Origin of the sequence: Cupriavidus sp. Met-2 (genome assembly GCF_049843575.1) — a bacterium.
Lineage (GTDB): Bacteria > Pseudomonadota > Gammaproteobacteria > Burkholderiales > Burkholderiaceae > Cupriavidus > Cupriavidus metallidurans.
Genome location: NZ_JBBHZL010000004.1, coordinates 132,681 through 145,301 on the forward strand (window position 1 = coordinate 132,681; position 12,621 = coordinate 145,301).

The 12,621-nt window shown below is 64.8% G+C and carries 9 protein-coding genes; 2 read left to right on the plus strand and 7 right to left on the minus strand.

Features of this window, described 5'->3' with window-relative positions; all coding sequences use genetic code 11:
• Positions 1 to 102: 102 nt before the first annotated feature.
• Complete coding sequence (locus WD006_RS11140; RefSeq protein WP_029307360.1) at positions 103 to 888, minus strand: lytic transglycosylase domain-containing protein; 786 nt, start codon at positions 886 to 888, stop codon at positions 103 to 105.
• Positions 889 to 958: 70 nt separating this feature from the next.
• On the minus strand, positions 959 to 2,953 hold the full coding sequence (locus WD006_RS11145; protein WP_008649957.1) for a DNA topoisomerase IV subunit B: 1,995 nt from the start codon (positions 2,951 to 2,953) through the stop codon (positions 959 to 961).
• A gap of 201 nt (positions 2,954 to 3,154) precedes the next feature.
• On the opposite strand from WD006_RS11145, the gene WD006_RS11150 reads away from it, so the two are divergent.
• Both WD006_RS11150 and WD006_RS11155 read left to right on the plus strand, forming a co-directional pair.
• On the plus strand, positions 3,155 to 4,366 hold the full coding sequence (locus tag WD006_RS11150) for an MFS transporter (protein ID WP_011517098.1): 1,212 nt from the start codon (positions 3,155 to 3,157) through the stop codon (positions 4,364 to 4,366).
• Position 4,367: 1 nt separating this feature from the next.
• The gene (locus tag WD006_RS11155) at positions 4,368 to 4,493 is read left to right on the plus strand and encodes a hypothetical protein (protein WP_008649954.1); all 126 of its coding nucleotides are present in this window, start codon (positions 4,368 to 4,370) and stop codon (positions 4,491 to 4,493) included.
• Between the two features lie 69 nt (positions 4,494 to 4,562).
• Here the strand turns inward: WD006_RS11155 and WD006_RS11160 are convergent, their stop codons facing one another.
• The 5 genes from WD006_RS11160 to WD006_RS11180 all read right to left on the minus strand — a co-directional run bounded on the left by WD006_RS11160 (position 4,563) and on the right by WD006_RS11180 (position 12,598).
• Complete coding sequence (locus tag WD006_RS11160) at positions 4,563 to 6,488, minus strand: ATP-binding cassette domain-containing protein (RefSeq protein ID WP_029307359.1); 1,926 nt, start codon at positions 6,486 to 6,488, stop codon at positions 4,563 to 4,565.
• A gap of 254 nt (positions 6,489 to 6,742) precedes the next feature.
• Entirely contained in the window at positions 6,743 to 9,487 is a 2,745-nt protein-coding gene (locus tag WD006_RS11165) for a LuxR C-terminal-related transcriptional regulator (RefSeq protein WP_029307358.1), read from the minus strand.
• A gap of 110 nt (positions 9,488 to 9,597) precedes the next feature.
• Complete coding sequence (locus WD006_RS11170; protein WP_011517101.1) at positions 9,598 to 11,148, minus strand: long-chain-fatty-acid--CoA ligase; 1,551 nt, start codon at positions 11,146 to 11,148, stop codon at positions 9,598 to 9,600.
• 117 nt (positions 11,149 to 11,265) lie between these two features.
• Positions 11,266 to 12,099: an SDR family NAD(P)-dependent oxidoreductase gene (locus WD006_RS11175; RefSeq protein WP_029307357.1), complete on the minus strand. Its 834-nt coding sequence runs from the start codon at positions 12,097 to 12,099 to the stop codon at positions 11,266 to 11,268.
• Positions 12,100 to 12,178: 79 nt separating this feature from the next.
• Positions 12,179 to 12,598: a MaoC family dehydratase gene (locus tag WD006_RS11180; RefSeq protein ID WP_029307356.1), complete on the minus strand. Its 420-nt coding sequence runs from the start codon at positions 12,596 to 12,598 to the stop codon at positions 12,179 to 12,181.
• Between the last annotated feature and the right edge of the window lie 23 nt (positions 12,599 to 12,621).

Sequence of the window (12,621 nt, forward strand, 5' to 3'; positions counted from 1 at the left end):
TGCAGTCAGCGTGGGATTCTAAAGGAAGTAGATGGCGATACCGCCGCAACCTCTGGCCGCGTGGCAAATCCATCTCAGAAAGCGGCATCAGGCGCCCGCATGTCAGGGCATGGGCCGGCGACCGCCGATCACCATCCTGACCCGCTCGGCCGCCATGCCGGTCCGCACCACGCGCGCCTCGGACGCCTCGCCCGGCTGGTACAGGCGATAGAACTCCAGCACCGTGGCGACATACTGCTGCGTCTCGGGATATGGCGGGATCTGGTTGTTGTAGCGTTGCACGGCGCCCTCACCGGCGTTGTAAGCGGCCAGCACCAGCTCCAGGTTGTTCGGGAACAGCTCCATCAGCCAGCGCAGGTACCGCACACCGGTGGTGATGTTCAGACGTGGATCGGCCAGTTTCTGCTCCACGGTCCCGCGCTTGTCTGCGGCGATGCCGAAGCGCGCGCCCGTGTCCGGAATCACCTGCATCAGCCCGATCGCGCCCTTCGGCGACACCGCCGTCGGATTGAAGCCGCTCTCCACGGCCATCACGGCCTTGACCAGTGCTGGGTCCACGTTCTGCGCCGCAGCCGCCTTCTGGATGATCGGATCGACCATCGCCAGGTTCGGATGGTTGAGCACGTAGCGGTACAGCTTCTCGCGTTCGGGGTCCAGCTTGCCGCCGGGCAGGCCACCCCGGGGCAGATTGCGCATGTTGCTCGAATCGAAGCTGCCGCCATCCTTCATGAACAGCTTGTAGCGCGCATCGAGCTTCGCATCGGCAAAGTGCGCCACGCCATCGGCGTCGATAAAGCCCCAGAGCTCCGCATGGGCAGGCGCGGCAAGGCAGAGCGACGCCAGCGCGGCAAGCATTCCTGCCACCCGCGCTGCCACCCGCGCCACCATTCGCCCAGATCGGCGGAATCGATCGAATCGTCCGATGTTGTTGCTGCCCTGCCTCATTTGCGCATCGCCGTCAGATGTCGGCCTCCACTTCGTTGCCCTTCTCTTCCAGCCAGCTGCGTCGTTGCGAGGCCTCGCCCTTGCCCATCAGCATGTTCATCATCGTGACGGTCTGCGGCATGTCGAACTCACCCAGCGACACCGGCAGCAGCCGGCGCGTATCGGGATTCATCGTCGTCTCCCAGAGCTGCCCGGCGCTCATCTCGCCAAGGCCCTTGAAGCGCGAAATCTGCCACGCGCCTTCCTTGACGCCATCCTTGAGCAACTTGTCCTGGATGGCTTCAAGCTCGCCTTCGTCCAGCGCATAGAGCTTCTGCGCCGGCTTCTTGCCACGCGCCGGCGCATCCACGCGGAACAGTGGCGGGCGTGCCACGCAGACGTTGCCGTTGGCCATCAGTTTCGGGAAGTGGCGGAAGAACAGCGTCAGCAGCAGCACCTGGATGTGCGCCCCGTCGACGTCCGCATCGGACAGGATGCAGATCTTGCCGTACCGCAGGTTCGACAGGTCGGGCTCGTCGTCCGGGCCATGCGGGTCGACGCCGATCGCCACCGCAATGTCATGCACTTCGTTGTTGGCGAACAGGCGGTCGCGCTCGGTCTCCCAGGTATTGAGCACCTTGCCGCGCAGCGGCAGGATGGCCTGGAATTCCTTGTCGCGGCCCATTTTGGCCGAACCGCCGGCGGAGTCGCCCTCCACCAGGAAGATCTCGTTGCGCTCGACATCGGTCGATTCGCAATCGGTCAGCTTGCCGGGCAGCACGGCCACGCCGGAGCCCTTCTTTTTCTCGACCTTCTGCGCGGCACGCGTGCGGGCCTGAGCCTGGCGAATCACCAGTTCCGCCAGCTTCTTGCCGAAATCGACATGATGGTTGAGCCAGAGTTCGAGCGCCGGGCGGCTGAACGTGGAAACCAGACGCACGGCATCACGGCTGTTCAGGCGTTCCTTGATCTGGCCCTGGAACTGCGGATCGAGCACCTTGGCCGACAGCACAAACGATGCGCGCGCGAACACGTCTTCGCTCATCAGCTTCACGCCCTTTGGCTGCAGCGAGTGCATCTCGATAAAGCTCTTCACCGCCAGGAACAGGCCTTCGCGCAGGCCGGATTCGTGCGTGCCGCCGGCTGGCGTGGGAATCAGGTTGACGTAGGATTCGCGCACCGGCGCGCCTTCCTCGGTCCACGCCACCACCCACGACGCGCCTTCGCCTTCGGCAAAGCCTTCCTCGCCGGCGTTCTTGTCCGGGTCGGCAAAGTGCTCGCCCTCGAACATCGGGATCACGAGTTCGGCGCCGCTGCCCTGGGCCAGGGCCTCGACCAGATAGCCCTTCAGACCCTGCTCGTACTGCCACACCGTCTGCTCGCCAGTCTTCTCGAGCACCAGCGTGACCTTCACGCCCGGCAGCAGCACGGCCTTGCTGCGCAGCAGGCGCTGCAGTTCGGCCATCGGGATTGCGGCCGAATCGAAATACTTCGCATCCGGCCACACCTGCACGCGCGTGCCGCTCTTCTTCTCGCCGCGCTCGATCTTGCGCGTCGCCAGCGGGCGGGTCACTTCGCCGCCATGCTCGAACGTCAGCGTGGACACCGCCCCGTCGCGCCAGACCGTGACGTCCAGGCGCGTGGCCAGCGCGTTGGTCACCGACACGCCCACGCCATGCAGGCCGCCCGAGAACGCGTAGGCGCCGCCCTTGCCCTTGTCGAACTTGCCGCCCGCGTGCAGGCGGGTGAAGACGATTTCCACCACCGGCACCTGCTCTTCCGGGTGGATGCCCACCGGGATGCCACGGCCATCGTCTTCCACGCTGATGCTGCCGTCACGATGCAGCGTGACCAGGATTTCGGTGCCGTAGCCGCCGAGCGCTTCGTCGGACGCGTTGTCGATCACCTCCTGCACGACATGCAGGGGGTTATCGGTACGGGTGTACATGCCGGGCCGTTGCTTGACCGGCTCCAGACCCTTCAGGACCCGGATGGAAGATTCGCTGTACTGACTGGTTTTGCTCGCCATGGAGTCGTTTTGCGGAAAGTGGGACGCCCGGCCGTCGGCGGCCGGAATGCGCAGCATTGTAATGGATGGGCGCGGGACGAATCCCGCGCCGGCAAGATTGAATGGCGCGGAGTAAACTCGCCGGACCGCGCATACGGCACCTCCGCAGTCGCTATAACAGCCGTCGACATAACAATAGAAACAATACCTACCGAGCCCGACATGACTGACCGCAAACTCTCCCTGACCACCGTCCTCGTGTGCGGTGGGCTGCTCGTGACGCTCTCGATGGGCATCCGGCATGGCTTTGGCCTGTTCAACCTGCCGATCACACAAACCCATGGCTGGAGCCGGGAGACCTTCGCCTTTGCCCTGGCACTGCAGAACCTGATGTGGGGCGCCAGCCAGCCGATCACCGGTGCGCTGGCCGACAAGTTCGGCGCCCTGCGCATCATGATCATCGGCGTGGCGCTCTATGTGGCCGGGCTGATCGTCATGGGACTGGCCACCAGCGGCACCGCCTTTGCCACGGGCGCCGGGGTGCTGATCGGCATCGCGCAGTCCGGCACCACGTACAGCGTGGTCTATGGCGTGATCGGCCGCGTGGCCAGCGCGGAGAAGCGCGTCTGGGCCATGGGCATCGCGGCAGCGGCCGGGTCTTTCGGTCAGTTCCTGATGATTCCGGTGGAACAGACGCTGATTTCCACCATGGGCTGGCAAAACGCGCTATTCATCCTGGCATTCCTCGCGTGCTTCATGCTGCCTCTGGCACTGACGCTGCGGGAACCGAAAATGGTCGCGACGACCACCGGCCATCACCAGACCATCGGCGAAGCGACGCGCGAGGCGTTCGGCAACCGCAATTTCCAGTTGCTGACGCTCGGCTACTTCGTCTGCGGCTTCCAGGTGGTGTTCATCGGCGTGCATCTGGCCCCTTACCTCAAGGACCGGGGCTTCACCGATCCCAAGGTCGCCACGGTGGCGCTGGCGCTGATCGGCCTGTTCAATGTGTTCGGCACCTATACGGCCGGGTCGATGGGCCAGCGGATGCCCAAGCGCTACCTGCTGTCGTTCATCTATATCGCGCGCTCGGTGGTGATCGCCGGCTACCTGCTGATGCCGCTGACGGCGGCCAGCACCTGGGTGTTCGCGGCGCTGATGGGCTTCTTGTGGCTGTCGACCGTACCGCTGACCAACGGGATCATCGCCCAGGTGTTTGGCGTGAAGTACCTGTCGATGCTGTCGGGTGTGGTGTTCTTCTCGCACCAGATCGGCAGCTTCCTGGGCGCATGGCTGGGTGGCTACCTGTTCGACAAGACCGGCAGTTACAGCACCGTATGGATGATCGCGATCGCGCTGGGCTTGATGGCCGCGGTAGTCAACCTGCCGATCCGCGAGCAGGCGCTGGTCCGTCCACAACCCGTGGGGGCCTGAGATGAGACTGGCCAAGGGCCTTGGATTCCTTGCCCTGGCGGCGCTGCTGACGCTGGGATTTCTGGCTTACCTGCGCCCAGCGTTCATGGTCGACCTGACCAATATGGTGCTGGCGTGGTGCGGATGAGTGGATTGACTACCGACCAGCCCCTCTCTCCCACGCCGTGGGAGAGAAGGTGAAAACCAAGGGCAACGCTCAAGCGCCCTCGCCCTTCGTCTTCTTCTCCAGCACTTCCCAGCGCTCGAGTGCTTCAAGCAGTTCCATCTCGATCTCGTCGTGACGCGTGGCCAGATCGGCCGCCCGCTTCGGATCGGTGGCGTACATCGAGCCGTCCTCGAGTTGCGCGCCGATGGTCTTCTGCTCGGTCTCCAGCGACTGGATACGTTCCGGCAGACTGTCGAGTTCGCGCTGCTCCTTGTACGACAGCTTGACCGTGCGATTCGCGCCCCGCGCCTCGCGCGCGGCCGACTTTGGCGCCTCCGTAGCCTGCTTGGATTCAGCGCGGGCAGCCTGCAACGCCTGCGCACGGGCCGACTGTTCCAGCCAGTCCGAGTAACCGCCTACCGATTCGCGCCACATGCCATCGCCTTCGGCAGCGATCGTGGAGGTCACCACGTTGTCCAGGAACGCACGATCGTGCGAAACCAGGAACACCGTGCCGCTGTAGTCCTGTAGCAGTTCTTCCAGCAGTTCGAGCGTGTCGATGTCCAGGTCGTTGGTCGGTTCGTCCAGCACCAGCACATTCGCGGGCCGCGCGAACAACCGCGCCAGCAGCAGCCGGTTGCGCTCGCCGCCCGACAGCGACTTGACCGGCGACCGCGCGCGTTCGGGCGCGAACAGGAAGTCGCCCAGGTAGCTCATCACGTGCTTGCGCTGGCCGTTGACCTCGACCCAGTCGCTGCCCGGGCTGATGGTGTCCGCGAGCGACTTCTCCAGATCCAGCGAGGTACGCATCTGGTCGAAGTACGCCACCTGCAGATTGCTGCCGTTGCGCACCGTGCCGCTGTCGGGCGGCAGTTCACCCAGAATCAGCCGCAGCAGCGTGGTCTTGCCGACGCCGTTCGGCCCGATCAGGCCGACCTTGTCGCCGCGCATGATCGTCGCGGTGAAGTCGCGCACGACTGCCTTGTCGCCATAAGCCTTCGACACGTTAGTCAACTCGGCCACGATCTTGCCCGAACGCTCGCCCTGCGAAACCTCGAGCTTGACGTTGCCCTGCACCTCGCGACGTGAGGCGCGCTCCGCCCGCATCGTCACCAGCCGCTGCACCCGCGCCACGCTGCGGGTACGGCGTGCTTCCACGCCCTTGCGGATCCACACTTCTTCCTGCGCCAGCAGCTTGTCGAACTTGGCTTGCTCCACGGCCTCGTTGGCCAGCAGTTCGGCCTTGCGCGTCTGGTAGGCGGCAAAGTTGCCCGGGAACGAAACCAGCCGGCCCCGATCGAGTTCGACGATGCGGGTTGCCACGCGATCCAGGAACGCGCGGTCGTGGGTGATCAGCAGCACGCTGCCGCGGAATCCGAGCAGCAGGTCTTCGAGCCAGCGGATGGCCTCCACGTCGAGGTGGTTGGTCGGCTCGTCGAGCAGCAGGATGTCCGGCTCGGCCACCAGACCCTGGGCCAGCGCCACGCGCTTCTGCAGACCGCCAGAAAGCGCGTCCACGCGCACATGCGGGTCGAGCGCGAGCTTTGCCAGCGTGGTTTCCACGCGGGTGCGCAACTGCCAGGCGTCGGCGGCATCAAGTTCGGCCTGCACGCGATGCAGTTCGGCCAGGGTGGCCTCGTCGTTGTGGGTTTCCAGCTTGGTGAGCGCGGCGTCATAGCGCAGCAGCAGATCGTGCGCTGCGCCCATGCCCTGGCTCACCGCATCGAATACGGTCAAGCCCGGCGCGAACTGCGGCTCTTGCGCCACATAGGCGCACGTCACGCCGCTCTGGCGGGAGATCAGGCCATCGTCGGGCGCTGACATTCCGGCCACGATCCGCAGCAGGGACGACTTGCCCGTGCCGTTGCGGCCGATCAGGCCAACACGTTCGCCGGCTTCAAGGGAAAAATCGGTGTGGTCGAGCAACGCCACGTGGCCGAAAGCCAGCTGGGCATCGGTAATGGAGAACAGGGCCATGGTGGGTCCGACTGAGTAGGCCCAAGATTGTAGACGAGTCGCAGGCGTCGGCACCCATAAGGTGCCCCGAGAAAAGAAGTTCATTGCCGATCTGCATGACCGCCTGGAAACAAAAAGGGCCAACTGCCCACCGTCAACCGCTTTGATCCTGGCCGCCAACCATCGCTGATGACGGTCTACGTGCTCAAGAACGGCCTCAAGGCGCCGTGGGACTGGGACTGCCAGCACTCGGGCTCCGCCAGCGGCGCGCGGCGTCAACGTTCACAGAGCGCAAATTTGCGGGCCACGATGATGGCCTCGTAGCGACTTGTCACCTGCAGCTTGACGAAAATATTCTTGAGGTTCCACTTCACGGTCTGCACGCTGATATTGAGCGTCAGTGCGATCCGCTTGTTGGACATGGATTGCTCCAGCAGCGCAATGACTTCCAGCTCACGGCGCGTCAGCACCGGTACCGGCATATCGTCGTTCGCGCCGCCCACTCCTTCGTCGTTCGACTCGATGGGGATCGGTGGCCAGGTCACTCCAGCGCTTTCGAGCACCGGACACTCACCCATGAGCCCCCTCACGTATTCCACAAGTGCGGCACCGCCTCCCACGCCAGCGCGCAGCAGTATGCCGTGCAGCCCCTCCCCCTCCTCGATCAGCGTCCGGTGCAGGCCCAGCCGATAGCACGCTGCCAGCGCCGATTGCATGCAGGCGTGCGCCTCTGCCCTCCTGCCCAGCGCCTCCAGGGCCCGGGTCTGGAGGAAATCGCTCACGGCAAGCAGGCGGCCGTTGCTCATCGCACCGATGAAGGGACGGGCAGCGTCCAGCGCGATCAAGGCCTCCCGCGCGAGCCCCATGGCAAGCAGCAAGCGCGTGCGTGACATCGCTACGACGGCACCAACTTCGGCGAACTGCGGGTCGGTGTCCGCGTGGGTGCTGGCAATCTCGTCCAGCGCAGTCTGCATGGACCGCGCATGGCGCCAATCGCCGTAGCTCAACACAATGCGCTGCTGCTCCGCCAGCATGCATGCCACCCCTCGGTGCGCGCCAATGGCCCGGAAGTGCACTTCCGCCCTGGTGAAGTAGGCCAGCGCATCCTGCGGTGATTCGCGCAGGCTCATGATCCGCCCGAACACCTGCGCCGCACGCAGCCGTAGGTCGGCAGAGGCGGCCCGCAGGGCCGTCCGGCAGTGCAGCAAGGCCTCGCGGGCCTCATCGACGCGGTCGAGCTCGTACCAGGCCTGCGCCATCACGGCAGTACAGGTCACGGCGCAGAGCGAGCGGTCCCCGTGTATGGTCCGCGCGCGGCGCAGGACCATGGCGCCGATGCGCTCGGCCTCCAGGGCGTCCCCCTCGCGCATCGCCACGCCGGCGACGGTCGCCGCTGCGACCAGCGCAAGTTCACCGCGGCCCGTACGCGTGCTGCGCGCGGCCGGCGAGTGGTAAAGATCGCGCGCGCGCAAATGCTGACCCTGCACGGACAGCCAGCGCATACGCAGCGCGAGCTCAACGTCCTGCAAGGCGTCGGGCGTGGACCCCGGCTCATCGGTCTGTAGCACCTGGAGCGCCTGTAGCGCCGTCAGCGCCGTCAGCGCGGCGGCACCATCGTCGCGATGGGTGGCAATCAGCGCCCTGAGCAGCAGGACATGGCGGGCAGCGGCCGCATCGGTGCCAGTCGAGCCCGACTGTTCCACGCTTCGCAGCCACTGCTCCGCCAGGTCGTGCCGTCCCGACAACGCACAGGCCCATGTGCCCATGGACAACAGCCGAGGGTGGCCGGCCAGCCGTTCGCAGCCGACGCTTTCCAGCCAGCGCGAAAAGACTCCGAGCTGCGCCAGGCTATGCGGCGGCGGCAAAGCACGGTCTACCAGCTGCGTCACCAGGCCGAGATCGTCACTCAGGACCGCGCTGCGCATGGCTTCGGCAAAACGTCCGCGCTGTATGAACCAGTGCGCCGCCCGGTAGTGAAGCGGCCTGGCATCGATGCCGACGCTCGCGCGCCGCTTGCCGAGATACGTGCGAAAGATGGGATGGAAGCGATACCACCGCTGGCCGTCGCGTCGCTCGACCGGCAACAGAAACATATGCTGCGAGAGAATTTCAGCCAGGTACCCCGCAGCATCCGCGCAGCCGGTGACGCTGGCGGCCAGATCCGCGTGGAAGCAGCGCAGCACCGAAACCTGGAGAACGAAGTCAAGAAGTTCGGGCGACAACTCGTCAATCACCTCTTCCGACAGGTAGGCGTCGAGATTGTCACTGTCGCAAACACACTTACGCGCCGTCTTGCCATCCGGAAACTGGCTGCACATAGCCCGACTGGCCAGGCGCACACCGACCGGCCAACCGTCCGTGATGTCATGGATTTGCCATGCCGACTCGGGGCCGAGCCGGACATCCGGCCGAGCTTTCAGGAAGGCCTCCGTTTCATCCAGGTTGAACAGCAGTTCGGCACCATCAACGGCGACCACATCTTCCATGGCCAGCAAGCGCCCCAGCCGCAGGGCTGGCTTGGTGCGAGACGCAATCACAAGATGCAGGCCCGGGAGCATGGCATCGGCCATGGCCTGCACCAGTCCCACCGTCGCCGGATCGCCGACGTGATGGAAGTCGTCGATCATCAGGTACGATTCGCCAGGTGCTTGTGCCAGGGCATCAAGCAGGGCTGCCGCGAGATCGAATTCGTCAGAAGAATCTTCGGTAGTGACCATCTTCGCCGGCGCCACGGACACGCCGGCACGACCCAGCGCGCTTTCCAGGACCGCACAGAATTTCGGCAATGTCCCGTCGCCAGCGGCCAGCGTCACCCACAGCACGCGCGCGCCGGCCTGCTCCAGGTGGTGATGCCATTGCGCCATCAGGGTCGTCTTGCCGAAGCCCGCGCCAGCGGTCAGCAGAAAGAGTTTTCTGTCACCTGCCGCATGCAGCTTGCCAATCAGACGTTGGCGGATCGTCGTGCCGCTACCCAGACGTGGCGGCACGATCTTCGGCAAGATGCGCGAAGGCAGACTCATCGCTTCAGGACTCCTTGCGGTATCGGCACGGGCAGGTTGTCCCGGAGATGCAGGCGCCCCGGGACGCCAAAGCTGCTCCCCTGCGGCATTGCCGCCGCCGGGGAGCGCGGTTACTTCCAATGGCGCTTGCGCAGCTCGTTCTTGAGCACCTTGCCGACGCTCGACAACGGCAGCGCATCGACGAACTCGACGCTGCGTGGGATCTTGTAGCCGGCAATCCGCTCACGGCAATGGGACTGGATCGACTCGAGCGTAGCGCTCTCGCCCTGCCGGAGAACCACCACCGCATGCACGGACTCACCCCACTTCTCGTGGGGCACACCGATCACAGACGACTGCGCGACGGCCGGATGACTCGCCAGCGCCTTCTCCACCTCTGCGGAATAGACGTTCTCGCCACCGCTGATGATCATGTCCTTCAGGCGGTCGACCAGGAACAGGAAGCCGTCCTTGTCCATGTACCCACCGTCGCCGGTATGCATCCAGCCATTGCGGATCGCCTCCGCGGTGGCCTGCGGCTGGTTCCAGTAGCCGAGCATCACATTCGGGCCACGTACGATGATCTCGCCCACGGTACCGCGCGGGACCTCGTTGCCCCTGGAGTCGACCACCTTGACCTCAACGGTATGCGCCGGGCGGCCGACTGAATACATCTTGCCGCTCGCCTGCGCCGCCGCGTCGTGATACTCCGGGCCAAGCATTGTGGCCACCGGTGCCAGCTCGGTCATGCCATAGCCCTGCGAAAAGCGCACCGCTGGGAAGGTCTGCCTGGTGCGCTCCAGCAGCGCAGGGGTCATCGGCGAGGCGCCATAGCGCAGGCTGTTCAGCGACGACAGGTCCAGCTCGGCCGCGCGCCCCGGATGCCGGTCCATCCAATCCAGCCCCATCTGGATCATGGTCGGCGCCAGCAGGACGGCCGTCACCCTGTCCTGCGCAATCCCCTCCATCATGCGGCCAGGATCGAAGGCGGATATCGCCACATGCGTGCCGCCGACGAGGAACACAGCGTTGATCGACGCGAAGCATGCCAGGTGGAACATCGGCATCACATGCATCATCACGATGGATTCATCCACCGTGCCCGACATCGGCTGGTTGCATGCCGACGAGATCAGGTTCGCATGGCTGAGCATCACCCCCTTCGGGAAGCCGGTGGTGCCTCCGGTGTAGAAAATCCCCGCCAGGTCGTCGCCGTGACGGTAGGCGTCTTCCATCGGAGCGCTGTCCGCAATCAGGGTTTCATAGTTCAGCATGCCTGCCGGGGTCTCTCCGTCACCGGCATAGATGACGTGGCGCACGGTCGTGCACTCGGCCGCGACCTTCTGCGCAACCTCGGTGAAGGGGTCGTCGACAATCAGCACCGCAGTGCCGGAGTCCTTGAACGAATACGCGATCTCTGCCGCACTCCAGCGGAAGTTGACAGGGTTGAGCACGGCGCCTGCCCACGGTACCGCCATGTAATACTCGATGTAGCGCGCCGAGTTAAGCGAGAACATTGCTACACGTTCGCCTTCGGCCACGCCCAGCTTGCGCAGCGCACCGGCCAGCCGCGCGACGCGATCACCGATTTCGGCGTAGGTCAGCGCACGGCCATTAAAACGTACTGCGACCTTGTCTGGTCGCTGCTGCATCGAGCGGTGCAGCGCCTGGGTCATATACATGTCGTTGTCTCTGCATTCGTTATCCGCACGTGCGGCAGCGAGCCTCTTGAAGGGCCGCTTTGGCAGCCAGGCGCGCCTTGCCCGCCACCGGCAGGCAAGGCTGTGGCCCCGATCCGATCAGAAGTTTGCGCCAGGGCCACCGCCACAGTACAGAACCTGGCCGGACAGGAAGTTCGACTCCGGCGTGCAAAGCAGATAGACAGCGCCAGCTGCCTCTTCGGCCCTGCCCGCGCGGCCGACCGGAATCATGCGGCTGGCACCGTCGAGCATTGCCTGCTGCACGCCGACCTTGATCTCACGGCCTTCGATACTGACGCTCTTGCTCTGGTCCGCCGCCAGCGCCTGGGTGAGGCGCGTTTCGATCAGACCGAACGCCACGGCGTTGACGTTGACCTTCAGGCGGCCCCACTCCTTGGCCAGCGTCTTGGTCATGCCCAGGATGCCGGCCTTGGCGGCGGAGTAGTTCGACTGCCCGGCATTGCCACCGGCCGCACCCGAGGAAATGTTGACGACCTTGCGGAAGACTTCGCGGCCTTCGGCGGCTTCGGCCTTGGCCGCAGCGCTGATGACGGGCTGTGCGGCACGCAGGATGCGGAACGGTGCGGTCAAGTGGCAGTCGAGTATGGCGTACCACTGCTCGTCGGTCATCTTCTGGATCACGTTGTCCCAGGTGTAGCCGGCGTTGTTGACGATGATGTCGATGCCCTTGAAACTGTCGACCGTGGTCTTGATGAGGCGGTCGGCAAAATCAGGCGCGGTCACGCTGCCGACGCAGGCCACGGCTTCGCCGCCGTTTGCACGGATCAGCTCCACCACTTCTTGCGCCGGATCGGCGTCCAGGTCGTTCACGACCACACGGGCGCCTTCTGCCGCCAGTTTCATTGCGACTTCACGGCCGATGCCACGGCCCGAGCCGGTGACGATGGCGGACTTTCCTGCGAGCTTGCTCATTGCATGGTTCCTTTCGATGCTGGATGCGGGGGCCACGTCATGGCCCGTCCGCGAATGGATGGCAGTTCGGCCTGGTGACTCAGTGCAGCGCCACCACGGCTTCGCCAAGCAACTTCTCTTCGCCGTACTGGTTCGTGCACTTGAGCGCGACCTTGATACGTTTCTCGCCGCTTTCCTCGTACTTCTCGGTGACCACGCCCGTGCAGGTTGGCTGGTTGCCCAGATGGGTGATGCCGGTGAACCGGATCGACACATTGCGCACCTGCGACTGCGGCACCCAGCCGGTCAGCAGGCGGCCAAGGTACGCGGCCGACAGCATGCCGTGCGCGAACACATCCGGCATGCGCGCCTTGCGGGCAAAGTCGATGTCGATATGAATGGGATTGTGGTCGCCGGAGGCACCGGCGTAGAGCGCCAGCGTAGTGCGGTTGATCGCCGGCAATGCCAGCGCAGGCAGCTTGTCGCCAATCTTCACGTCATCGAAACGGGGGGATTGCATGGTTCTCTTCTCCTTGTCGATGG